The sequence below is a fragment of the Rheinheimera hassiensis genome (assembly GCF_022436675.1).
Classification (GTDB): domain Bacteria; phylum Pseudomonadota; class Gammaproteobacteria; order Enterobacterales; family Alteromonadaceae; genus Alishewanella; species Alishewanella hassiensis.
Genome location: NZ_JAKUJZ010000006.1, coordinates 352,315 through 375,777, shown reverse-complemented (window position 1 = coordinate 375,777; position 23,463 = coordinate 352,315). Strand labels below are relative to the sequence as shown.

The 23,463-nt window shown below is 48.3% G+C and carries 21 protein-coding genes; 11 read left to right on the top strand and 10 right to left on the bottom strand.

What is annotated here, in order from left to right; genetic code table 11:
• Positions 1-52 precede the first annotated feature (52 nt).
• From hrpB to MJX74_RS15170, 5 genes are all read left to right on the top strand, one after another.
• Positions 53-2,497 (top strand): ATP-dependent helicase HrpB, encoded by a 2,445-nt coding sequence (gene hrpB, locus MJX74_RS15190; protein ID WP_240223718.1) that lies wholly within the window; start codon positions 53-55, stop codon positions 2,495-2,497.
• A complete protein-coding gene (gene mrcB, locus MJX74_RS15185; RefSeq protein WP_240223716.1) occupies positions 2,494-4,770 on the top strand; it encodes a penicillin-binding protein 1B in 2,277 nt (758 codons plus the stop codon). Before hrpB ends, mrcB begins: the two co-directional genes overlap by 4 nt.
• A gap of 6 nt (positions 4,771-4,776) precedes the next feature.
• Complete coding sequence (locus MJX74_RS15180) at positions 4,777-6,954, top strand: winged helix-turn-helix domain-containing protein (RefSeq protein ID WP_240223714.1); 2,178 nt, start codon at positions 4,777-4,779, stop codon at positions 6,952-6,954.
• 85 nt (positions 6,955-7,039) lie between these two features.
• The gene (locus tag MJX74_RS15175) at positions 7,040-7,264 is read left to right on the top strand and encodes a hypothetical protein (protein ID WP_240223713.1); all 225 of its coding nucleotides are present in this window, start codon (positions 7,040-7,042) and stop codon (positions 7,262-7,264) included.
• Positions 7,265-7,346: 82 nt separating this feature from the next.
• Positions 7,347-9,422 carry a winged helix-turn-helix domain-containing protein gene (locus tag MJX74_RS15170; protein WP_240223712.1) on the top strand — a complete coding sequence of 692 codons (2,076 nt, stop codon included), beginning with the start codon at positions 7,347-7,349 and terminating at the stop codon, positions 9,420-9,422.
• On the opposite strand, the gene hemL is transcribed toward MJX74_RS15170, so the two are convergent.
• From hemL to MJX74_RS15150, 4 genes are all read right to left on the bottom strand, one after another.
• The gene (hemL, locus tag MJX74_RS15165; protein ID WP_240223711.1) at positions 9,419-10,699 is read right to left on the bottom strand and encodes a glutamate-1-semialdehyde 2,1-aminomutase; all 1,281 of its coding nucleotides are present in this window, start codon (positions 10,697-10,699) and stop codon (positions 9,419-9,421) included. The two genes, MJX74_RS15170 and hemL, sit on opposite strands and share 4 nt — an antisense overlap.
• A 43-nt stretch (positions 10,700-10,742) precedes the next feature.
• Positions 10,743-11,756: an aspartate carbamoyltransferase gene (locus MJX74_RS15160; protein WP_240223710.1), complete on the bottom strand. Its 1,014-nt coding sequence runs from the start codon at positions 11,754-11,756 to the stop codon at positions 10,743-10,745.
• Between the two features lie 107 nt (positions 11,757-11,863).
• Positions 11,864-12,295: a CopD family protein gene (locus MJX74_RS15155; RefSeq protein WP_240223709.1), complete on the bottom strand. Its 432-nt coding sequence runs from the start codon at positions 12,293-12,295 to the stop codon at positions 11,864-11,866.
• The gene (locus tag MJX74_RS15150; RefSeq protein ID WP_240223708.1) at positions 12,292-13,998 is read right to left on the bottom strand and encodes a chloride channel protein; all 1,707 of its coding nucleotides are present in this window, start codon (positions 13,996-13,998) and stop codon (positions 12,292-12,294) included. Before MJX74_RS15150 ends, MJX74_RS15155 begins: the two co-directional genes overlap by 4 nt.
• A 165-nt stretch (positions 13,999-14,163) precedes the next feature.
• On the opposite strand from MJX74_RS15150, the gene erpA reads away from it, so the two are divergent.
• Complete coding sequence (gene erpA, locus MJX74_RS15145; RefSeq protein ID WP_068232678.1) at positions 14,164-14,505, top strand: iron-sulfur cluster insertion protein ErpA; 342 nt, start codon at positions 14,164-14,166, stop codon at positions 14,503-14,505.
• Between the two features lie 58 nt (positions 14,506-14,563).
• Here the strand turns inward: erpA and MJX74_RS15140 are convergent, their stop codons facing one another.
• Positions 14,564-14,737: a hypothetical protein gene (locus MJX74_RS15140; RefSeq protein ID WP_240223707.1), complete on the bottom strand. Its 174-nt coding sequence runs from the start codon at positions 14,735-14,737 to the stop codon at positions 14,564-14,566.
• Between the two features lie 249 nt (positions 14,738-14,986).
• Here MJX74_RS15140 and MJX74_RS15135 point away from each other — a divergent pair, with 249 nt between their 5' ends.
• Positions 14,987-15,229 (top strand): helix-turn-helix domain-containing protein, encoded by a 243-nt coding sequence (locus MJX74_RS15135; RefSeq protein ID WP_068232674.1) that lies wholly within the window; start codon positions 14,987-14,989, stop codon positions 15,227-15,229.
• 28 nt (positions 15,230-15,257) lie between these two features.
• On the opposite strand, the gene MJX74_RS15130 is transcribed toward MJX74_RS15135, so the two are convergent.
• The 5 genes from MJX74_RS15130 to MJX74_RS15110 form a co-directional block, all read right to left on the bottom strand.
• Positions 15,258-16,592 (bottom strand): AmpG family muropeptide MFS transporter, encoded by a 1,335-nt coding sequence (locus MJX74_RS15130; RefSeq protein ID WP_240223706.1) that lies wholly within the window; start codon positions 16,590-16,592, stop codon positions 15,258-15,260.
• A 90-nt stretch (positions 16,593-16,682) separates the two neighbouring features.
• On the bottom strand, positions 16,683-17,003 hold the full coding sequence (locus MJX74_RS15125) for a hypothetical protein (protein WP_240223704.1): 321 nt from the start codon (positions 17,001-17,003) through the stop codon (positions 16,683-16,685).
• A gap of 58 nt (positions 17,004-17,061) precedes the next feature.
• The gene (locus tag MJX74_RS15120; RefSeq protein ID WP_240223702.1) at positions 17,062-17,652 is read right to left on the bottom strand and encodes a peptidylprolyl isomerase; all 591 of its coding nucleotides are present in this window, start codon (positions 17,650-17,652) and stop codon (positions 17,062-17,064) included.
• 1 nt (position 17,653) lies between these two features.
• The gene (locus MJX74_RS15115) at positions 17,654-18,205 is read right to left on the bottom strand and encodes a YajG family lipoprotein (RefSeq protein WP_240223700.1); all 552 of its coding nucleotides are present in this window, start codon (positions 18,203-18,205) and stop codon (positions 17,654-17,656) included.
• A 2-nt stretch (positions 18,206-18,207) separates the two neighbouring features.
• Positions 18,208-19,371 (bottom strand): methyltransferase, encoded by a 1,164-nt coding sequence (locus MJX74_RS15110; protein WP_240223698.1) that lies wholly within the window; start codon positions 19,369-19,371, stop codon positions 18,208-18,210.
• Positions 19,372-19,394: 23 nt separating this feature from the next.
• Between MJX74_RS15110 and MJX74_RS15105 the strand changes: the two genes are divergently transcribed.
• From MJX74_RS15105 to MJX74_RS15090, 4 genes are all read left to right on the top strand, one after another.
• Positions 19,395-20,027, top strand: coding sequence for an alpha-ketoglutarate-dependent dioxygenase AlkB family protein (locus MJX74_RS15105; protein WP_240223696.1), 633 nt, complete (start codon positions 19,395-19,397; stop codon positions 20,025-20,027).
• Between the two features lie 126 nt (positions 20,028-20,153).
• Entirely contained in the window at positions 20,154-20,486 is a 333-nt protein-coding gene (locus tag MJX74_RS15100; protein WP_240223694.1) for a BolA family protein, read from the top strand.
• A gap of 124 nt (positions 20,487-20,610) precedes the next feature.
• Positions 20,611-21,804: an enoyl-ACP reductase FabV gene (fabV, locus tag MJX74_RS15095; protein ID WP_240223691.1), complete on the top strand. Its 1,194-nt coding sequence runs from the start codon at positions 20,611-20,613 to the stop codon at positions 21,802-21,804.
• 319 nt (positions 21,805-22,123) lie between these two features.
• On the top strand, positions 22,124-23,461 hold the full coding sequence (locus MJX74_RS15090) for a Na(+)-translocating NADH-quinone reductase subunit A (protein ID WP_240223689.1): 1,338 nt from the start codon (positions 22,124-22,126) through the stop codon (positions 23,459-23,461).
• Positions 23,462-23,463: the final 2 nt, after the last annotated feature.

The following is a 23,463-nucleotide window of genomic DNA, read 5'->3' as shown; positions in this document are numbered from 1 at the left end:
TCAGCAAAAAACAGGGTAAACTGATGCCAATAGAGTTTTCTCGGGTTAAGTTGTGTTACCTGTCGCTGACATTTTTCCGCAATTGCTGTCACTGTTACAGCAACATAATAAAGTGATTTTGTCGGCACCGCCCGGTGCCGGCAAATCGACTTATCTGCCGTTGTACTTATTACAGCACCCCGATTTTGCCGGCAAAAAGCTATTAATGCTGGAACCGCGTCGTTTAGCGGCCAAAAGTATTGCTGCGTATTTAGCGGCACAACTGGGTGAGGCTGTCGGCGAAACTGTGGGTTATCAAATTCGTCAGGAGCAAAAGCACTGCAGTAAAACCCGGTTGCTTATTGTTACTGAAGGCGTACTCACGCGCAAATTACAGCAAGACCCTGAATTGACTGCCGTGGACTTGCTACTGTTTGATGAATTTCATGAGCGTTCACTGCATGCGGATTTAGCACTGGCACTGTGCCTGGAAGTGCAACAATTACGCCCAGAGCTGCAGTTATTAATTATGTCTGCCACATTGGATATGGCGCAACTGGCCAGCAAACTGGATGCCCCGGTAGTGGTCAGTGAGGGGCGTAGTTATCCGGTAACAGTAGAATATGCGCTGCCGGGCAGCCAACCTCTGGCGCAGCAAATTGCCGCTTTAGTGCAGCAGGCTCTGAATAAACATAACGGCAATATTCTGGTATTTTTACCCGGCCAGGCTGAAATTAACCAAAGTGCTCAGCTGTTGGAACAGCAGGGGGTAGCGGCCAATGTGCAACTGCACCGTTTATTAGGTAGCCTGACGCTGGCGCAGCAGCAAGCCGCTATTGCAGCCCCGCTAGCAGGTGTACGCAAGGTGGTGCTGTCAACTAATCTGGCCGAAACCAGTTTAACCATAGATGGCATTACCGTGGTGATAGACAGCGGCCTGTGCCGGCAAAGCCGGTTTAACCCGCGTCAGGGCTTAAGTGTGCTGGAAACCTGTGCTATTAGCCAGGCAGCAGCCACACAGCGTGCCGGGCGCGCAGGGCGTTTGTCGCCCGGCCACTGCTACCGGCTGGATACCGCAGAAAAATGGCAGCGCCGTGCCCGGTTTGAAGCGCCTGAGATTGAAGTAAGCGATTTAACCGCACTGCGGCTTGAAGTTGCTGCCTGGGGTTGTCAGGTGGATGATTTGCAGTGGCTAACACCGCCACCGGCAGCAAATTTAGCTGTGGCAGAGCAGTTATTACAACAGCTGGGCTTTATTGACAGCAAAGGTGTAATGACTGCCGGCGGCCGGCAAGCGCATAAACTGGCTACGGATCCCAGGTTAGCGGCCATGTTGCTGCATGCACAGCAACTGGAGCTACAGGGGCATCGGCATGCATTGGCACTGGCCTGCGTGCTGGCAGCAATACTGGAAGATACGCGCGTACTGCAGGGCGATATATACAGCCTGCTTGGACGTGTAAAGCAGACACTGCCACAGCAGTGGCAGCAGGCGCAAAGTTTTGCCCGTTTGCTTGGTTGTCAGCTAAGCGAAATATTACCGCTTGAATTAGTGCCGGTGCTGGCGTTGCGGGCTTTTCCGGATCGGCTAGCCAAGCGCCGGGGCCAGGGGTACCAGTTAGCCAATGGTATTGGTGCCGTGCTGCAAGACAATCACAGCCTTAGCGGCCAACCGTGGCTGGTGGTATTACATATGCAGCAGTTTGGCCGTGAAAACCGCATTTACCATGCCGTCAGTATTAGCCCTGATGCGGTGTTGTCTGACTGGCAGGCCGAGCTTAACTGGCAAACGCAAACCTTCTGGGATGATAAAAGCGGCAGTTTTTTTACCGAACAACAACTGAAGTTTGGCCAGTGCTTACTGGCCGCCAAGCCCGCAGCCTTGCAGTTAACGTCAGAGCAAAAGCAGCAGGCGTGGCAAAATTATATTACCAGTAAAGGCCTGAATTGCCTGAACTGGGCTGAAACCGCATTACAACTGCGCGCAAGAGTTATGTTACTGCAGCAACAGCAGAGCGATGCTGGCTGGCCGGATTTTTCTGACGATGCTTTACTGGCCACTTTACCCAATTGGCTTGGCAGCTATCTGGCACAAATCAGTAAAAGCACGGCTTTAGCGCAGATCCCGTTGTATGAGGCGCTGCAGCAGTGTTTAAGTTATCAGCAACAGCAACTATTGAACCAGTTATTACCCACGCACTGGCAGGCGCCCACCGGTTCACGGCTTAGCATTGATTACCTGGCGGAGGGCGGTCCCAGGCTTTCAGTGCGGGTTCAGGAAATGTATGGTCAGATGCAGTCGCCAACGTTATTGCAGGGCAAAATAAATATCACAGTAGAGCTGTTGTCACCCTCCAGACAACCGCTACAGGTAACGCAAAATTTAGCCAGTTTCTGGCAAAATGCCTGGCAGGAGGCCAGAAAAGAAATGCGCGGACGCTACCCGAAACATTATTGGCCGGAAGATCCGGCGCAGGCCATGCCGACAACGAAAACTAAAAAGGCGATGTTACGATGAGCAGTAAAAAAGACAGCCCCCGGCGCAGCAATAAAAAGCGTGCTACGCCAGATGTGCTGCGCTTAGCCTGGTGGCATAAACCTTTATGGTTGCTGGTTAAAGTGGCGTTGCTGTTATTGGTGGTGCTGGCTTTTTATTTCTTGTATCTGGACAGCAAAATCAGCAAAAAATTTAGTGGCCAGAAATGGCAGGTACCTGCGCAAATCTATGCCAAGAGTATAGAGCTTTATCCCGGTAAAATTCTGACACAACAACAGTTTATCCAGCAGCTGAACTCGCTGCAGTATCGGCGCAACCCTGCTTTGTCGGCAGCCGGGCAATACAGCGTATCGCGAAATCATGTCTCAGTTTACCGGCGTCCCTTTATGTATGTTGAAGGCTATGAGGCGGCGCAGCTGTTTAGTGTTGAGTTTAACCGTGGCGGTATTAACCGCATTACCCAGCGCGAGCAAAAAGAAGCGCTGAACTTTGCCCGGCTTGAGCCACAGCTGATTGACCATCTGGTGTCGGCACAGCAAGAAGACCGTGAGCTGGTGCAGCTACAACAGGTACCGGAAATTTTTAAAGATACCCTGCTGTTGGTTGAAGACCGTGACTTTTATCACCACCACGGTGTGTCACCTCTGGCAGTACTGCGGGCGTTGTGGGTAAATATTACTGCCGGGCGTACTGTGCAGGGAGGGTCGACACTGACACAGCAACTGGCAAAGAATATGTACCTTAGCAGCGACCGCACCTTGTGGCGTAAGCTCAACGAGGCCATGATCGCGCTGGTGCTGGATTATCGCTTTAATAAAGATCAGATCCTCGAAGCTTATCTGAATGAAGTTTTTGTCGGACAAAACTACGCTAATGCTGTGCATGGTGTTGGCCTTGGCAGCCGGTTTTATTTTGGTAAACCACTGACAGAATTAACGGCAGCCGAATATGCATTGATGATTGGCATTTTAAAAGGTCCGTCATACTTTGATCCGCGCCGTTTTCCTGCCAGAGCTAAAGAGCGCCGTGATCTGGTATTGCGGCTGATGTTTGAGCAAAAATTTCTTGACCGTAAACAATACGAGCATGCGGTAGAGCAAGAGATCGTGGTCATTTCCCGCAGCCAATACATGAATACCGGTTTTGCTTCCTATCTGGATGCGGTTAAAAAAGAACTGCGCCAGTTAAGTATTGATGAGCAATATCAAGACAACGGCATCAAAGTATTTACTTACCTTGATATTCAGGCCCAGGCAGCGATTGAGAAAGCTGTTAGCAACCAGCTTGCCCCGTTGGACCCGGAATTACAGGCCGCAGCGGTAGTAGTGGACTACCGGCAAGCAGAAATTAACGCCATGATAGGAAGTAAAGTGGCAGTGCAGGGCGGCTTTAACCGGGCTACTGATGCCAGACGCCAGATTGGCAGTATCGTCAAGCCGGTTATTTTTCTTGAAGCCTTAGCCCAGCGCGGCCGCTACACATTAGCCACACCGCTGGATGACAGCCCGATCCGTTTACGTAGTAATGATCAGGACTGGCAACCACAGAATTTTGATAAAAAATTCAGAGGCCAGGTCAGCTTGCTGGACGCACTCGTGAACTCGCTTAATATTCCCACCGTAAGGCTGGGGTTGCAGCTTGGCCTGCCTGCTATCAGTAACGGTTTACGTAAGCTGGGATTAAACCGCAGAGTAAAACTGCATCCGGCAGCATTGTTAGGGGCTGTTGAGCTAAGTCCGCTGGAGGTGACGCAGTTGTACCAGACACTGGCTAATAACGGTATGCACCAGCAGCTCAGCACTTTGTATGCAGTAACTGACGCAAATGGCCACCCGCTGCATATGCGCGATCACCAACTGACGCGGCGCTACAATGAACAAGAAGTGTACTTGTTGCAATATGCGTTAATTCAAGCAGCAAAAAAAGGTACGGCACGTGCGCTGAGCAGTGCTTTCCCCGGCGAGATTTTAGCAGGCAAAACAGGTACGTCCAGTGATTACCGGGACAGCTGGTTTAGTGGCTTTGATCAGCAAACGCTGATGACAGTGTGGTTAGGTCGTGATGATAATAAAGCTATAGGGTTAACCGGTGCTAGCGGAGCGTTAAATGTTTTTAGCCGGTATTTTACGCTGCAGGGCGTGAATTCACTGCTCAGAGCGATGCCTGAACAGGTATCTTTACAGGCATTCTCAGCAAAAACTGGCTATCCGCAGCCACAAAATTGCCTTAACGTATTGTTATTACCTGCGATTTCAGTTGAAATGCCATTACCAACCGAATGTATAGAAGAATAACAACGATTGTCTGAACCTATGGCGATAAAACCAAACCAGCTGTTACAGGTTGGTGAATGGCAGTATATACCTGAGCAGGACAAGCTGATGAAGTTTGATGCTGAGGGTAGGCTGAGTATTACCGCAGATTTAGATAACCTGTGTCAGAAGGTAGCTAACTACTTTATTGTCAACGCAGGCAAACTGGTTACAAAAGATGAGCTGCTACTTGATGTATGGGGTATCCGCGACGTATCTGACGGCAGGGTAACCCGTGTTATCAGGGTGCTGCGTGTTGCATTGGGGGATGACACCCGTGAGCCCCGTTATATTGAAACCATTCCAAAGCGCGGTTACCGCTTTATTGCGCCGGTAACTGAAATTGTGCCTCTGGCGGTTGAAGAATATACCGAACAGGCGCTTAGTCCGGCAAATGCCGATATCACGCCTATAAAGAAAAACCCATTATTAGTTAGTGTGTTGGCGTTTTCGGCATTGCTGATAATGGCTGTTGTCTGGTGGCTATGGCCTGCAGATAACGCAGGAAGTGATGATGCCGCCAGCGCGATTCCTATGTGGCGTTACACCCCCGTCACAGCGCTGGACGGGCTGGAGTTCTACCATAATGTCTCAGTGGATGAGCGGTATCTGGTGTATAGCTATGCTGCGCCTGATGCTGACAATGTAGCCGTGCTGATGTTGCAGGATTTGCAGGAACATAAAAGGGTACAGTTAACTGATAAATCCTATAGTGGCTTTGGTGCCGTATTTAGCCCTGACGGAACTAAGATAGCCTATCAACGGCTTTATCAGCAGGAAAGGTGTGAAGTGCGCATTATGTCGCTTAGCGCGGATAAAATGCAGGTGCTGGAAGATAACTTGCTCAAACATTGTGGAGAAAAGTCGGTATCTGTTCGTATTACCTGGTCACCTGATAGTCGCTATATTGTTTATCCCAATATGGATGAAGTTAAAAAGCAGCTGGTTTTACAAATGACGTCGATTGATAACACCATATCAGAAGTGCTTACGGTACCGCCATCAAGCAGTTTTGGTGACTATGCCGCGCGTTTTTCCCGCGCAGGTGATCAGCTGGTATTCCTGCGGGAAACGGCAGGCTCTGCACAAATCTGGTTGCTTAACCTTGCAGACAGATCCACACGCCTGTTAACGAAAGTGCCGGATGCCTTTCCGGGCAATGTAGACTGGGATTTAACAGACAGCTCCATTATTTACCCATCGGCATCCAATGCGCTTGGCCGGGTATGGCTGGATAAAGGTGAGCCCACCATTCTGGCTTACACAGATGCGTATGCGAGTGAGTTGCAAGTAACAACATCAGGCAAAATTGTTACCTCAATTGGTAATTTTTCCAGAATAAACCCTAAAAAAGTATCGAATCGTATAAAGAATAATGAGGCTCACAGTGAAGCAGTATTCAGTTCTAACCGAAATGAAACTTTTGTTGAAGCTAACCCTATAGAAAAAGGACCTGCGGCAGTTGTATCAAGGCGCTCAGGCTCGCAGCAGGTATGGCTGTTTTATAATGACGGACGGCAGAAACAGCTAACGAATTTTAGTGAAGCTCAGCGTATTCGCAGTTTAATGTTCTCCCCGGACGGCAGTAGACTAATGGTGCAATTAAATGAAGAGTTATGGCTTTTTGATATTGAGGGAAATCCACTGAAAATAGCTGGCGAGAAAGATGCCGTACTGGCTTTTCCCAGCTGGTCCAGAGATGGTAAATCGTTATTTTATTCAGAATCGAGACAAGGGCGCTGGCAAGTTATAAAGCGTGATATCAATGATCTTGGCAAACTGGATGTTTTTGCCAATGACAAAGAGTACTACTACGAAAGTTATTACGCTGATTATGCATTCTGGCGCAGCAGCAGAGATAAACAATTTTATATACAGTGGGCTGGCGAACTGCCGAAAAAGCTGAAAATTGCATTACCTGAAACACAAATTATGTTGAAATTTGAACTGCGTAAAACAGGTATTTATTACTCTTATCTTGTTGACGAGCTCAATTACCGGTTGAACTATCTTGATTTTGCTGCCGATGAAATTACCAATGTGCTGGAGCCTATCCAGTTTGGTCGGTTTAGTATCAGTGCCGATGAAAAATATATTTTTATGCTGGAGTACGATTTTGGCGATATGGATATTGCTGTAATTGAGAGCTACGTCGACGTTTTATAAAAAATTTATCTGAAAGTCATCGAGTTATAATGAATTGATGCTCCTATGGTTGGTTTGTAAGCCAATAATAACTCAGGAGCTGGAAATGAAAACTACACTTACAATTATGTTTATTGCTATTATGGGTACTGCAGGGCTTGTTGCAAACAAAGCTTATGTTACCGATAAAATAAACGCGAACGAGCAACAATTATATGCTTGTGCCTGGTATCCGCTGTGCACGTTACCGGACATTTACTCACCGGTGACTATAAAAGATAGTAAAGACAAAGCCAAAGACACCAGCAATGATAAATTAAAGCTGGCTTAAACGTTCCTTAATTAACAACGCTAAACATTTCTTATAGTTAAGGTATAATCCGCCCAGACAGTCAATTGTCGGGCGGACCTTAATGTCAAATCTTGACCCCGTGGTACAAATTGGAAACTGGTATTATCAGGTGATCTATGGTCAGCTGTGGCCGGTTGATGCCACTGGTGTGGACGATATGGTCCGGCTGGAACCCCGCTTACACAGCCTGCTTAATTACTTTTTACTGCACCCGGATATCCTGCTGGCCAAAGATACACTGATTGAAAAAGTCTGGCCTGCTGATGAAGGCACTGATGCTGCGGTTATGCGTGCTGTCGGGGCGCTGCGCAAAGTACTTGGCGACGATGTACGCTCACCAAGCTATATAGAGACAGTATCGAAAAAGGGTTATCGCTGGCTGGCCGCTATTAGACCGGCCAAGTTGCAGGATATTGCCGTTGCCAGTGGTGCGCACGCTGTTGTTGAAGCAGTAATGGCGGATGCCGACCCTGAAGTAAAACCGCGACCCGCATGGCGCTTCATCGCCGGCACTGCTTTGGCGGTGATTATTGGCTGTGCCAGCCTGGCATATGTGCTGGCGACCTATACCTCAACGCCGTTGATAAAATTGCCTGATACCATTACACCTATTAGTGCGTTAAGCGGGCAGGAATACTGGCCGGTATTAACGCCAGACAGTACTCATGTGTTGTATCAACATAAAGCTGTGGACAGTACTTTATTTAACTGGAGCTTGCAGAACCTCACAGATCTTAAAGTTGAGCACATGTCGCAAAAGTATCGCCAGTTGTCTCAGGCATTATGGCTGGATGCTGAACATATCATCTTCCGTGCTGAGACCGTCAACGGTAACTGTCACTTTTACCGTCAGCACATTAAGCCTGTAACGCAACCTGAACCGCTTTGGTCCTGTCAGAAAGTACTGCCCCAAGGCGCGATTTTATGGCAACAAAGGTTGTTGTGGCTCGATGTTGATACTGCTGCCAATCAACTACAGCTTTGGAGCGCTTTGCCAGGCCAGGCCGCAGAGATGATGTTGTCGCAGAACAACCGCTGGCGCGATATTTCATATATGTTAATCAGCGATAATACCTTGTACTTTATTGCCCAGCAGACAGCTAATCAGTCAGTGCTGCTGCAACTGCGATTACCGGACGGTGAGTTTGAACAATTACTGGATTTTCCTTATGTTATCACCCAATTTAGCTGGTGGGATGAACGGCAGTTATTGTTGTCTGCCGGGCAGCAGGAGTTACAGATTGTTTCGTTAAAATCAGGTAGCAGTCAGGGGCTTGGGCCAATGACACGCGAACTGACTCAGGCATCACGTTATCCCGGGCAGGTACTGGCAACACAGTTTTTAGATTACACCACGGATATCCTGCGGGTGACGGATAACCCGGCCGCAACCGGCGGTATACAGTTATTGCCGTGGCATGTCAGTAACCGTAGTGAACGCTTACTGGCTATAAGTGAGACCGGGCAGGCGGCTTTTGTATCAGAACGTGCCGGGCATAGCCAAATCTGGCTGGCGCAAGAGCGGGATAGTACACAGATCACCCGCTTTACTGAACAACAACATGTGCAGCAGATGTTGTGGCATCAAGGGCAGTTGCTGGTGTTAATTAATGCCAGCTTGTATCAGCTTGACTTGGCATCAGGCCAACTGCAGCAATATCATGGGGTGTCATCGGCAGGGCGTTACGCCAGTTGCCATGGCAAGTTGTACTGGACAGCACTTACAGCTGGTGGCTGGGTGTTAATGACAGAAAAAGGCGCTATGCCACAGAGTGTTATGCCTGACGTTACAGACGTACGTTGTGGCCCACAGCAGGGCCTGGTGCTGCAGTTTTCTAATACTGTAAACCTGGCTTTATTAACACCGGCACAGGATCTGATAACCCTGCCAGTAAAAATTGACTGGCGTAGCAGCACAGGTGAGCAGTGGTTTACTGACAGCAGTGGCATTTACTGGCTGGCAGATAACAATACAACAGTGTATCGTTTTGACTGGTTATCGCAGCAGGTGAATGCTTTATTGGTTATGGAGCAGGAAATGCCGGTGGCAATATACAGCGATGGTAGTGGTCTTGGTTATATCGTACGGCAAAGGCCGTACGATACCGATATTGTCTGGTTACAGAACCGCCGTTAAAGCTGTTTAAAGCTGTGCTCTGCGGCGGTAATGGTTTGCGCCAGATCTGCTTCACTGTGCGCCAGCGATAAAAAACCGGCTTCATAGGCTGAAGGAGCCAGGTAAACGCCTTGCTGTAACATCAGGTGGAAGAAGCGTTTAAAAGCATCGATATTACACTGTGTCGCCTGGGCAAAGTTGGTTACGCTGGGTTCAGTTGTAAAGAAAAAGCCAAACATACCGCCCACCTGATTGGTGGCCAGTGGCACGCCATGTTTTGCCGCAGCTGCGCTGATGCCTTTAATTAACTGGGCCGTTTTGGTGGTTAAAGCCTCATAAACGCCCGCTTTGCTGATCTCAGTCAATGCTGCCAGGCCTGCCGCCATCGCAATGGGATTCCCCGATAATGTGCCCGCCTGATACACCGGCCCCAGCGGAGCAATATGCTGCATAATATCGCGTTTACCACCAAAGGCACCAACAGGCATACCGCCGCCGATAATTTTGCCCAGTGTCGTTAAATCCGGCTTAACGTTGTACACCTCCTGGGCACCACCCAGTGCTACACGAAAACCGGTCATTACTTCGTCGAATATCAGTACTGCGCCATATTGATCACACAGCTGGCGCAGGCCCTGTAAAAAGCCGGGAGCAGGTGGAATGCAGTTCATATTACCTGCAACCGGCTCAACAATAATACAGGCGATATCGTCGCCATGCTGTGCGAATAACTGTTCTAACTGTGGCAGGTTGTTAAATTCGCTGGTTAGCGTGTATTTGGCAAAATCGGCTGGCACGCCAGGCGAGTTTGGTACGCCAAGAGTCAGCGCGCCTGAACCGGCTTTTACCAGCAGTGAGTCAGCATGACCATGGTAGCAGCCTTCAAATTTAACTATGGTATTACGGCCGGTATAGCCACGAGCTAAGCGAATGGCGCTCATAGTGGCTTCTGTGCCGGAGCTAACCATCCGCACCATTTCCATTGACGGCACCAGTTTGCTCACCAGCTCAGCCATGGTTACCTCAGCTGGGCAGGGCGCGCCAAAACTTAAGCCTTTGGTGGCTGCCTCAATAACAGCATTACGGATAGCCGGGTGATTATGTCCCAACAGCATTGGGCCCCAGGAGCCGATATAATCGATATAACGTTTGCCATCAACATCAAAAAGGTAAGCACCGTCAGCACGGTCGATAAATACCGGTGTACCACCGACGCTTTTAAAAGCGCGAACCGGTGAGTTTACACCGCCGGGAATGGTGTGCTGGGCACGTTCGAACAGTTCTGCAGATAAAGACATAAATCAGTTTCCGATAAATAAATTGAAACAGCTACACGCTGTATTAACCACTGTGCTTGTTGCTATACCAGGGCACAGCGCATTCGTAGTTGGTAATAATTCCCTCAACGCCCAGCGTCAGCGCAAATAAAGCCATCCGCACCAGGATGCCGTTATCGGCCTGACGGAAGATAGCCAGATTGGGGTTCAGGTTTAAGTCATTGTCCAGCTCGTTGGCTTCAATGCGCGAGTCACGTGGCAGCGGGTGCATAATGACGGTGTTGGATTTACAGTAGCGGGTATAAATTTCTTGGTTTAAGCGGAATTTTCCACGGTATAAATTGGCTTCTGTTTTTGACGGAAAACGCTCTTCCTGAATACGGGTCTGGTAAACAATATCAGCATTCAGATTGCCCTCAAGCACATCGGTAACATTCACCTGATGGCCGGCATTTTCAATGGCGCTGACAATATCGTCCGGCATGGCCAGTTCTTTGGGCGAAATAAGCGTAAAGCGCAGGTTTTTATACAGTTTTAACAGTTTAGATAATGAGTGTACGGTGCGGCCAAATTTTAAGTCGCCCACCATAGCGATGTGCATACCGTCAATACTTTGCCCTGAAGAGGCCAGCTCACGTTCAATAGTAAACAAATCCAGCAGCGCCTGAGTAGGGTGCTCGTTGGCACCATCGCCACCATTTAACACCGGCACCCGGCTGCCTAAGGCAAACTCAGCAACAGAGCCGGCTTGCGGGTGGCGCATAGCGATAACATCGCTGTAGCTGCTGATTACTCTGGCGGTATCAAATAGCGATTCACCCTTAGATAAAGCGGATGACTCCATACCGGTAGTTTCACGTACTTCACCACCGAGCAAATTAAAGGCACAGCCAAAACTCACCCGGGTTCGGGTGCTGGGTTCAAAAAACAGGTTACCTAAAATAGCACCTTCAAGCACCTTGGTGCGTTTTTGCCGGCTGGCATAGGGTTGCATGTTACGGGCTATCTGAAAAACGTGCTGAATGGTATCGCGATCAAACTGGCTTACCGAGAGGATGTGTTCGCCTTTAAAGCTCATAGTCAGTGCTCTTTTCGCTGAAAATTAACCCGGGCCGGAACTGGGCCGGAACCGGCAATGGACCGGCGCATTATACGCGAAAACAGCGGTTAAAAGCGAATAAGCTACTACAAGGGTTTTAAGTACGCCAGCAGGATAATTGCCAGTAAAACCAGTACCGGCACTTCGTTAAAAATGCGGTAAAACCGGGGGCTGCGCTGGTTACGGTTGTGTTTAAAATCTGCCAGCAATTTAAAACAATAAGCATGATACCCATACAGCAACATCACCAGCGGCAGTTTATAGTGCAGCCAGTGGCTGGCTTTAAACCAGGCTGCGCCATAACTGTGAATAAGCAGTAAACCAAACACCAGCGTAAGCAAGCCAAATGGTGTTACAAAATAGAGTAAGCGGCGCTCCATTACCTTAAATTCGGCATCGCAGTCGGGGCTTTTTGTTGTGGCGTGGTACACAAATAAGCGTGGCAGATAAAAAATACCGGCAAACCAGGCAACCATAAAAAACACGTGTAAGGCTTTATATACAAGTATGAGAGTCATAATAAATTATTCTGTTTTACCAATAAACTGCGTACCTGATCCCAGCGGATAATGCCTATCAGCTGTTGCGGCTCTTCTTCGCGATAAATATACACTGCGCCTTCGCGCTTATCTTCCAAAATGGCAAACACCTCTGCCATGGTAGCCTGATGCGTTAAACCTTGTAATGGCAGGTATTGCACTGCACTGGCACCTGTCATCGACAGTTGAACATCATAGCTTGCCAGCAAAAATGTGCTCTGAGCGCCCGTATCACGTTTTACCAGCAATTGATGCGGCGGTTCCAGCTTGTCCAGGGCCTGCAGCACGTGTTGCTCGTCGGGATTATCAAGTAACTGATACTGATTATCTAACAGTGCCAGCACACCTACTTTTTGTAACACGTCATCAGCAGGAGACAGCTTATAGGGCATTTGTAGAAAATCGAGCTGCAGCAGGAAAATAGATTTGTTATTAAAAAACTGCACACCGGTAATATAAGCCGTGGTTATTACCACCATGGCGGGCACAATAATGCCGGGGTTATGCGCCAGCTCCATTACTGCTACTAAGGCTGCCAATGGCGCGTGCATGGTGGCGGCCATTAAACCAGCCATCCCCAGCACCGCATAAGTGCCGGCGATACTGTTATCACCAATAATGGCAGACGGAACAATAGCCAGCAAAGTACCTAACACAATGCCGATACCAAATACCGGGCCAATAACACCGCCGGGTACACCTAAGCCCAAAGCAAACAGGGTTAGCAGCATTTTGCCGATAAAAATGGTCAGCAGCAGGGCTACGTCGTTTGGTGCATTTACTGCGTAGTAAATCGCACCGGTTTCAGAGCCCATCGCATGCGGAATAACATAACCCACCGCCGCAGTAAGCGCGCCGGCCAGGCATAAACGCAATATTAACGGCCAGTTTTTAAACAACTTTATCAGGCGCATCATGTTTTTGTTAAACACAAAGGCAATGGCGCCGAACACAATGCCACACAGCACCAGATAAGGGATATGCCAACCGCTGATAGACACTATATTCAGCAGTGCCAGCTCTCTGTCGCTGCCAAACACCGTTTGCGTTACCAGAGCACCCACAACGGATGACAGCATAATAGGAATAAACACATGTACGCGGTATTCACGCAATACCACTTCCATAACAAAAATAACTGCCGCCAGCGGGGTGTTAAACGAGGCGGAAATACCAGCAGCGATGCCGCACCCCGCCAGAATACGAATGCTGTTGTAAGGCAGTTGAAGATATTTACCCAGGGTGCTGGCGCCATAAGCACCCAAATGTACAGATGGGCCTTCGCGACCGACAGAAAAACCGCCGGCCAGCGCTAATATGCCGCCAAAAAACTGGTTAAGTGTATTGCGGGTTGGCATCATGCCGTATTTTAGCTTTATCCGATGGATAACAAAGGGGATACCCAGGCGGTAATGTTTATAGCCGGTGATCCAGGCAATCAGGCCAATTAACACTGCAGAGCCTACTGGCAGCAACCAGCGGATATCTGTGCCAACTGTTGAGAAGTCGTCGGTACGATCTAAAAAAAAGCTCTGCAGGCCAATAATGGCTAAGCGGAATAAAATAATCAGAATGGACGCCGCCAGACCACCCAGCATACCCAGTACACAGAGTTGCAAAGAGGTTTGTGGTAATGCCAAACGACGTTGTAAAGACGGAAGCCAGATCTGCCAGCGCTGCATAAGCCATAACACCCGTAATAGTTAATACAGAGTTTATCATAAGTTGCTGAGAACTCAGCTTTATTATCGAAGACGATAACTAATCTGCGCTGAATAGGGCTAATACTTGAATAAATTAGTCAAGTATTAGATAATTTGCCTCTTAGCTAAACCTGTGGAGTTGTTATGTCAGAGCCAGCTGTACCAATTGAATTTACTGAAGCGGCAGCACGTAAAGTGGCGTTGCTGGTCAGTGAAGAAGAAAACCCTGAGCTGAAGCTACGGGTATATATTACCGGTGGTGGCTGTTCTGGCTTTCAGTATGGCTTTACCTTCGACGAAAAAGTCAATGAAGGCGATTTCGTTGTCGAGAAACAGGGAGTAGCCATGGTGGTAGACCCTATGAGCTTGCAGTATCTGATGGGCGGCGTGGTAGATTATACCGAAGGTTTGCAAGGTAGCCGCTTTATTATACAAAACCCTAATGCTACTACAACTTGCGGGTGTGGCTCGTCTTTTTCAGTGTAAGCCGTAGTGGTTTTGTAAAATAAAAACTACAGATACGTCTGTTATTTAAGCTGCTGGCTCAGCGCTGAGTCAGTAGCATAATGCCCCACAATGCCAGTGCAATGCTGCCGTTAAAGGCAATAATGTAGGCAAAACCTTTTTTCCCCTGCCGGATGGTCCAGCCATACTGCTTTAGGTACCAGTACCAAAGTGCACACATCAATATTGGCATTAAAAAAAATAGTTTTATCATCTTTATCTCTGTTTGATACCTTGCATGCTGCTGCTCAAGGTTCGTGTTAATTCTAAGCTGTAAATTACGCCATTTCTGGCATTGTAAAGTCGTAATACATATTTTAACAGTTGTGGCTGTACGCTTGTCGCATCCTGTGGTTTAATTAACCGATTTTTATTGCTTATTGCGTTTGCAATAGGGTTTTGATTTTTGCAGGAAGTATTTTTGACATAATAAAAGCGTAACACGCTGGGAGAAGAAAAAAACATGAAAGGTACAAAAAGCGTAATTTCTGATGAAAATAAGCGTCTGTGTGTCTGGTTGAAACGGCAGCGTCAGGAAAAAGGCCACACTATGCGCAGCCTGTCTGAAATTTTGGGTACACCGCACTCCTTTATCGGTAAGGTAGAGAACCAGGAACGTCGTTTAGATGTGATTGAATACGTACGTTACTGTCAGGCACTGGACGTTGACCCCACGGAAGGGTTAAAGCAAGTATTATCAGCCTGATCTATTGAACTACACCAGCAACGCCGCGCTATTGTGCGGCGTTCTGTTTTAAGCGCTCAGCGCGAGCCAGTAACACAATCAATACTAATGCTGGTATGCCCATCAGCGCGGTCATGATAAAAAACTGGCTATATCCCATCTGCTCTACCCATACCCCGGAAAAACCACCGGTAAATTTAGGTAGCAACAACATTAGCGAGCTGAATATTGCATACTGGGTGGCAGTAAATGCCAGATTAACTAAAGAGGCTAAATAAGCAAGAAAAGCACTGGTAGCAATGCCTGCGCTTAAATTATCTGCCGAGATGACTAAGGTTAACCACACCAGATCATAGCCAATCTGGCTTAATGCGGAAAACAGCAAATTAGTTACCGCACTTAGCACCGCGCCAATAAACAGGATTTTAATTATACCAAACTGATTAATCAGCACTCCGCCAAGGGCGGCGCCTATCAACGTCATAATAACGCCATAGATTTTCGAAACGCTGGCAACTTCTTCTTTGCTATAGCCCATATCCACATAAAATGCATTTGCCATCACACCCATGACAACGTCGCTCAGGCGGTAACAGGCAATCAGTGACAGGATCAGTAGTGCATGCCATTTATAACGGCTGAAAAAATCAACCAGGGGTGCAACGACTGCTTGTTTTAGCCAGGACAGAGTGCGCTGTAATAAGGAGCCACTGGTATATTGTTGCTGCTGCAGGCCACTGACAGGTTCTTTGCTAAGTAATGTGGTGATGATACCTGGCAGCATACATAACCCCATAACCAAATATGCCTGTTGCCAGCCGGCCAAATCGTAACTGCTGCCATCGGAGAATATAGCGGCCAACCACAACGTACCTGCCGATGCCATAATCATCGCCAGTCGGTAACCGGCAAGATAGGCAGCAGCAAGCGCTGCCTGCAGCTTTTCAGGCGCGCTTTCAATACGAAAGGCATCAACATTAATATCCTGGGTTGCTGAAGTAAAAGCCAGCATGACAGCAAAAGCCGCCATCAGGGCTAAATCCTGCTGCGGATCGGTTAATGCCATACAGCAAATTGCAACCATTACGCCAAGCTGGGATATCAGCAGCCAACTGCGTCGTCTGCCAAGTTTTTGATGCAGTAGTGGGATTTTCAGATGATCAGCCAGCGGCGACCATAGCCATTTAATGGCGTATGCCATTGCTACCCAACTAAAATAACCAATATCGGCACGCGACACCTGCGCTTCACGTAACCAAAAAGATAGCACACCAAACACCAGCATTAACGGCAGGCCACTGGAGAAACCCAGCACAAAGATACTCAGTACACGACGTTGGAAATAGATACTCAGGCCAGACAGCCAGGCTAGGTAATAAGGCAAAACGGACATCCGCTAAAACACGCTTGTGGGCCTAGCTTACAGCGCGGATTATTCTGGTCAAGCTCTGTTAAACTCCAAAGCGTAAGCTGGCTAGGGCCTAATACCAACGCAATCCGGCGGTGCTACGCCATAGCCTTTAAGATAACAGAGGCAATCCTGAATGTTGCGGCGAAGCAGTTTGTCTTGTTTTAGGGTGTTGTCAGGCCAGAATTCTAACTGATGAATTAAATGCCAGAACACCCGCTCTCTGCAACTACAAGGAACCTGAGCTGTTGTACTTAATTGCGCCCATTCTTCCAATGTATCCCAGATGAAAAGGTGCAGCTCGCTGTGCGGCAAGCGGCCACGGAAGTAACGCGAAATGTAAAAAATCAGCTGTTGCGATTTCAGCTCAATAAAGTGGTTTAACATATATTGCCTTAACAGCGGCCCCTTACTGACAAAACTGTTAAGGCAAGTATAGCCGGTTTTATTGCTCTGGCAGCACGACAGCGGTTTTTAACAACACCTTTTCTACCGGCACGTTTGGCCAGCCAAGTTCTGCTGACGTGTCGGTTGCTACCGCTCTTATTTTCTCTATAACTTCGCTGCCTTCAACAATGTAACCAAAAACGGCGTAACCCCAGTTACGGCCGGGATCAAGGTGTGAGTTGTCCTGCAAATTAAAGAAAAACTGGCTGGTGGCGCTGTGCGGATCATTCAGGCGCGCCATGGCAATAGTGCCAAGCTGGTTTTTCATGCCATTGCCTGATTCGTTAAACACCGGTTTTTGCTCTTCTATCGGTTTATAGTTTGCATCATAGCCACCGCCCTGTAAGACAAACTCAGGTTCCAATCGGTGAAACAGCGTGTTGTCATAACTTTTCTTTTTCACATAACTGAGAAAATTATTCACGCTCAGCGGCGCACGGCTACGATCCAGCTCAACAATAATATCGCCATGCGATGTCATCAGTTTTACTTTAGGGTACAGGTTGTTGGGCTGTATAAATTGCCCGGCCTCAGCACTGGCTGCTACCAGAGTAAACAACAGCAGCGCTAATGTTGTCCAGCTACGCATATTATCCCCGAACAGCCTGGTGCCAGCTGTTGTCCTGCAGGATCTGGCCAAGCACTTGCTCTGTTAATACTCGTAATTCACGCTCGACCGCCGCTACATCCATACGAAACGGAGCAGTGTAGCTGCTGTCACCGGAATAGGTTTTGCTGAACGTGCCCTGTGAGCTTTGCACAAACACTGTTAACGAAACCTGATTCGTTACGGCGTGTTCCAGCGAACGCTGATCTACCAGTGCCTGCAGCAGGGTAATTTTTATGGTCATTTGGGTATTACTGTTCTGATCCAGTACCGCGGCCTGATCGGTTAACGCTTGTGCCATAGTGCGCTGTAAATCGGCACTGATATCGTTACTGGCATTAATTTGCTGTATATCGGTACCTTTTTGGATCCGCAATGAATAAGGTCTGCCTCGTTCATCAGATACGGCAAAGGCAAACCTGGCTTGTTGTAACTGAGTTGATTGCGGCCAGAATATCTGCGGCGACAAAATAAACTTTGGTGTTGGTGCACTGCAGCCGGTAAGCAACAGCAGGGTTAAAAGCATGTAGCGCATGTTCAGCTCCTTTTTATGGCTTCTAAAATGACAAATTTAGGGTCGGCCGCCAGCTGTTGGCAATTGCCGAATAAACGCTTAAGCACATCAGCATACCCCAGATGACGGTTTGCCACTATGCGCAAACGGCCGCCTTGTTGCAGCACCCGTTTGGCGTCAGTAAACATCTGGCTGGCAATATGGCCGGTAACGGCGTGTTGCTGATGAAATGGCGGGTTACACAGCACAATATCAGCCGATTTATCTTGCTGCTGGCTCAGACAGTCATCCACGATAAACTCACACAGCGCTAATTTATCTGGCAAGTTGTTTGCTATCGTTTGCCGGGCCGAGTCTGCTGCCATATAAGATTCATCACAACACACCAGTTGAAAGTCAGAATACTGGCTTAATAGCGCAAGCCCTAATACGCCATTGCCGCAACCCAAATCGATAACACGCTGGGCACTTTTTATTTCAGGCAAATGCTGTAAAAAGAAGCGCGCCCCCTGATCCAGCTTTTCGCGGGAAAACACATTCGCATGGTTTACCACAGTAAATTCAGTATGCTCAAGCGGCCAGGCTAACGGAAACTGCACTGCAGCAGCGCCCGGTAAGAGCGTGCTAAAGCTGCATTGGATCAGCCTGCATTTTTTCACTGTTAGCGACGCGGAGGCCGGGCCCAGTGTATTGTCGAACATCGCCAGTACGTTACGGCTGATATCTTTTGCTTTGGCACTGGCCAGAATTAACGTTTGTGGCGTAACGACACTGGCAAGCTGTTGCAATACGTATTGCAGATAACTGTAGTTATTGGGTAGTTTCAGCAGCACTATATCTGGCTGCGCCGGGTAGGGGGCAAGGCTGGAGAGTTGCTGCAGGCCGCTATCCGCAATATTGTTTTGCTGCCGGTTATATAAAGTGCCCTGCGCTGCCAGCACAGAGTCATTTATCTGAAACTGCGGGCAGTCAGACAACGCGCAGGATAAAGCGCCGAAACTGTCATTAATAAGCAGCAAAGTCGGCTGACGCTGATGTTGCAATGTGAATTGGCTAATTGCTTCCTGCGCATGCAGGATTAACAATTCGTCAGCCGCATCCCAGGCCTGTAAACTGCTATTGGGTTGGTTAAGCGGCCAGCGGTGTAACTGCAGGCTGCCTTGAGAATGCACAAAAGTGGTATTCATAGAAACACGAGTGATGAAATAAGATGAGTATTTTGACACGGCCACGTCAGGCCGACAACCAGCAATACCCGGAGCAAGTATTCCGTTTGCCGGATGCGCAGATGACATTATGGCCAGGTTGGTTAAATGCTGCTGCAACTGCGGCGTTGCAGGCTGAGCTGGGGGCTCAGTTGGCCTGGAAACAGGACAGCATTACGATGTTTGGTAAAAAAGTAAAAATACCACGCCAGCAAGTCTGGATGGGCGATAGTCATTGCAGCTATCGTTATTCAGGTACTACTTTTACGCCTGAACCCTGGCATCCGGCAGTCAAGCAGCTTACCGGCGAGGTAAGCCAGTTTTTGCAGCAACCGTTTAATTGCGTGTTGCTTAATTTATATGCAAACGGTCAACAACATATGGGCTGGCATGCTGACAATGAGCCAGAACTGGGAGATGATCCGGTTATCGCCTCTGTTAGTCTTGGCGCCGCACGACGTTTTGAGTTAAAACATCGCCGGCAGCACTGGCAACTGGCGCTGGATTTAACGCCTGGCAGTTTGCTGCTAATGAGCCAGGGTTGCCAGCAGCACTGGTTGCACCGGTTGCCAAAGCAAAGCCGGATAACTGAGGCCAGGTTGAACCTGACCTTTCGTTATATTGCAGCAAAGGCTTAGACAAATTTATTTTTAGTAATGCCGCCAGCCCGTTAGTTCGGATTATTTAACTTGACAGCAAAACCCGCTGGCAAGTTTAACGCGGGCATCTAGAGTTAATTAAAGGAATAAAAAAGGATTAGGACTATGTTGATTCATACAGCTATTGAACAGAAGTTACTGAGTGCATTTGATCCTGTGTTCCTTGACGTGGTCAACGAAAGCCACCTGCACAATGTGCCTCAGGGGTCTGAGTCGCATTTTAAAGTGGTAATTGTAACGCCGGCCTTTAATGGTTTGCGGTTGCTACAGCGGCACCGGGCTGTTAATGCCATAGTGGCAGAAGAACTGGCAGAGAAAATTCACGCGTTGGCGCTGCACACTTACACTCCGTCTGAGTGGTATGAGTACTACGCCGAGAAACCACCGGTGTCGCCACGATGCTATGGTGGTAATAAAACTGAAAAAGCGTCGGTATGACGCTTTTTTTCTGTCCGGCGCATATTAATTATGTTCTGACACATAAAACGGCTGATCAGACCTGTTTTCTGCGGTAAAGTTTTACACTAGCGTCAATTTTGTCGAGACAACAGCAGGAGCTGTCATGGTTATTCAACCGAAAATTCGTGGTTTTATCTGTACTAACGCCCATCCTGTCGGCTGCGCCGAGCATGTAAAAGAACAAATCGAGTATGTAAAAAAAGCAGGCCCTGTTGCTAACGGGCCGAAAAATGTGCTGGTAATAGGTGCATCTACCGGCTACGGCCTGGCTTCGCGTATTACTGCAGCTTTTGGCTCAGGCGCTAAAACCTTAGGTATATTTTTTGAAAAAGAACCCACAGAGAGTAAAACGGCCTCTGCTGGTTGGTATAACACTGCCGCATTTGAACAGGCGGCTCAGGCAGAAGGGCTGTGGAATAAACACATTAACGGCGATGCGTTTACCGATGAGTTAAAAGCGCAAGCCATTGATATTATCCGCAGTGAAATGGGTAAAATTGATCTGGTGGTGTATAGCCTGGCAGCGCCGCGGCGTAAAGATCCGGTGAGCGGCGAAATATTCAGTTCAGTATTAAAACCTATTGGTCAGTCATACACGGCCAGAACGCTCAACACCAGCAAGCGTGAAATAGAAGAAGTGTCGGTTGAGCCGGCAAATGATGATGAAATTTATCAAACAGTAAAAGTGATGGGCGGCGAAGACTGGGAACGCTGGTTAAATCAGCTGGATGCTGCCGGTGTGCTGGCAGATAACTGCCAGACCGTAGCGTATACCTATATTGGTAAAGAGCTGACCTGGCCAATTTATGGCAAAGCCACCATCGGCAAAGCCAAGGAAGATTTAGACCGTGCGGCCGCTGCCATTACGGCCCAATTAGCCGGTAAGAAAGGTAAGGCTTACGTGGCGTCGTTAAAAGCGCTGGTTACTCAGGCCAGCTCTGCCATTCCTATTATGCCGCTGTATATTTCGCTGTTGTATCGCGTGATGAAAGAAGAAGGCACGCATGAAGGCTGTATTGAGCAAATTAACGGCTTATTCCGTCAGGGATTATACAGCGATACGCCTGTCATGGACGAAGCCGGCCGCTTACGTATGGACGGCAAGGAGTTAAGTGCACATATTCAACAGGCAGTAAAAGATTTATGGGGCCAGGTAACAACAGACAGTATCGACACACTGACTGATTACAAAGGCTATCATAATGAATTTTTAAGATTATTTGGTTTTGGCTACAGCCATGTAGATTATGATGCAGATGTCTCACCTATGGTGCCACTGCAAAATATTACCGGTTAATTTTATCAGGCCGCCTACGGGCGGCTTTTGTTTATGCGCAGATGGACTAAAGTTGACTAGAATTTGCAGCAGTAAAACGCTAATGTCGCAGCGCTGTCAGGCTAGACCAATGGCCATATTGCCCGGTTGGTTTGCCGGAAAATTTGCGCAACAGCATAGATAGGCAGCTGTATTAATGCTAGAATCCGCGACTTTAATACGTGTATCCGGTTTAAAAATAAACAGCGGGAAACCCTGATAAATAACTCCGGATGCGCTGCGCGCTGAGCAGCTGAAAAACTAGGCCCTGTTTCTTCCCAAAATAGTAGTGCAAGTACGTATGATAAAACTCAAAAAAGGCTTGGACATTCCCCTCGCGGGCAGTCCTAAACAAGAGATCAGTGCGGGCAATACCATTAATACTGTCGCTGTATTAGGCGAAGAGTATATTGGTATGCGTCCGACCATGTCGGTTGAAGTTGGCGATACGGTAAAGAAAGGCCAGGTACTTTTCGAAGATAAGAAAACGCCCGGTGTTAAATTTACTGCACCGTTGGCGGGCACTGTCAAAGAGATCAACCGTGGCGCTAAGCGGGTATTACAGTCTGTAGTGATTGCTGCTGCAGGTAATGATGCCGTGCAGTTTGCCAAATACTCTGCCGATCAGCTTGCCGGTGTAAGCCGTGAGCAAATCGTACAAAATCTGGTGGATTCAGGGTTATGGGTTGCACTACGCACCCGCCCGTTTAGCCAGACTCCGGCCATTGATAGTACGCCGCGTGCGATTTTCGTCAATGCCATGGATACCAACCCGCTGGCTGCTGATCCTGCTGTAGTTATTGCTGCTGACAGCGAAGCATTTACCCAGGGCTTAACCCTGTTAGCAACGCTGACTGACGGTAAGCTATATCTGTGTAAGAAAGCTGGAGCCACAGTGCCAACTATCAGCAAAGCTGAAGTAGCAGACTTTGATGGCCCGCATCCAGCTGGTCTGGTCGGTACGCATATTCATCTGCTTGACCCTGTTAGTGCGAAAAAAGTGGTTTGGCACATCGGTTATCAGGACGTTATCGCGATCGGTAAGTTATTTACCACCGGTGAGCTACACAGTGAGCGTGTAATCGCTGTGGCTGGCCCGGCTGTGAAAAACCCGCGTTTGGTTAAAACTGTACTGGGCGCTTCAACCAGCGAATTGACTGCTGGTGAACTGGCAGATGGGCAGAACCGTATTATTTCTGGCTCAGTGTTAGCAGGTGCTACAGCAAACGGTGTACACGGTTATGTCGGCCGTTACCACACTCAGCTTTCTGTGTTGGCTGAAGGTACTGAAAAAGAGTTCTTAGGCTGGATTGCTCCGGGCGCAACTAAATTTTCAGTAACCCGTGCTTATTTGTCGCATCTGAATCCGAAGCGGTTGTTTAATATGACGACAACCACTAATGGTTCAGCTCGGGCTATGGTGCCAATTGGTAACTATGAGCGCGTGATGCCATTGGATATTCTGCCTACGCTGTTGCTGCGCGACATGGTGTCGGGTGACACTGACGGTGCAATATCTTTAGGTTGTCTGGAATTAGATGAAGAAGATCTGGCGCTGTGTACCTTTGTGTGTCCGGGTAAGTATGACTATGGCACCATTTTGCGTAGTTGCCTGACGACCATTCAGAAGGAAGGCTAATC

Coding starts and splice junctions, on each gene's coding strand:
- mrcB (WP_240223716.1), top strand. CDS start 2,494: ATGAGCAGTAAAAAAGACAGCCCCCGGCGCAGCAATAAAAAGCGTGCT.
- MJX74_RS15175 (WP_240223713.1), top strand. CDS start 7,040: ATGAAAACTACACTTACAATTATGTTTATTGCTATTATGGGTACTGCA.
- MJX74_RS15170 (WP_240223712.1), top strand. CDS start 7,347: ATGTCAAATCTTGACCCCGTGGTACAAATTGGAAACTGGTATTATCAG.
- hemL (WP_240223711.1), bottom strand. CDS start 10,699: ATGTCTTTATCTGCAGAACTGTTCGAACGTGCCCAGCACACCATTCCC.
- MJX74_RS15160 (WP_240223710.1), bottom strand. CDS start 11,756: ATGAGCTTTAAAGGCGAACACATCCTCTCGGTAAGCCAGTTTGATCGC.
- MJX74_RS15155 (WP_240223709.1), bottom strand. CDS start 12,295: ATGACTCTCATACTTGTATATAAAGCCTTACACGTGTTTTTTATGGTT.
- MJX74_RS15150 (WP_240223708.1), bottom strand. CDS start 13,998: ATGCAGCGCTGGCAGATCTGGCTTCCGTCTTTACAACGTCGTTTGGCA.
- erpA (WP_068232678.1), top strand. CDS start 14,164: ATGTCAGAGCCAGCTGTACCAATTGAATTTACTGAAGCGGCAGCACGT.
- MJX74_RS15140 (WP_240223707.1), bottom strand. CDS start 14,737: ATGATAAAACTATTTTTTTTAATGCCAATATTGATGTGTGCACTTTGG.
- MJX74_RS15135 (WP_068232674.1), top strand. CDS start 14,987: ATGAAAGGTACAAAAAGCGTAATTTCTGATGAAAATAAGCGTCTGTGT.
- MJX74_RS15125 (WP_240223704.1), bottom strand. CDS start 17,003: ATGTTAAACCACTTTATTGAGCTGAAATCGCAACAGCTGATTTTTTAC.
- MJX74_RS15120 (WP_240223702.1), bottom strand. CDS start 17,652: ATGCGTAGCTGGACAACATTAGCGCTGCTGTTGTTTACTCTGGTAGCA.
- MJX74_RS15115 (WP_240223700.1), bottom strand. CDS start 18,205: ATGCGCTACATGCTTTTAACCCTGCTGTTGCTTACCGGCTGCAGTGCA.
- MJX74_RS15110 (WP_240223698.1), bottom strand. CDS start 19,371: ATGAATACCACTTTTGTGCATTCTCAAGGCAGCCTGCAGTTACACCGC.
- MJX74_RS15105 (WP_240223696.1), top strand. CDS start 19,395: ATGAGTATTTTGACACGGCCACGTCAGGCCGACAACCAGCAATACCCG.
- MJX74_RS15100 (WP_240223694.1), top strand. CDS start 20,154: ATGTTGATTCATACAGCTATTGAACAGAAGTTACTGAGTGCATTTGAT.
- fabV (WP_240223691.1), top strand. CDS start 20,611: ATGGTTATTCAACCGAAAATTCGTGGTTTTATCTGTACTAACGCCCAT.
- MJX74_RS15090 (WP_240223689.1), top strand. CDS start 22,124: ATGATAAAACTCAAAAAAGGCTTGGACATTCCCCTCGCGGGCAGTCCT.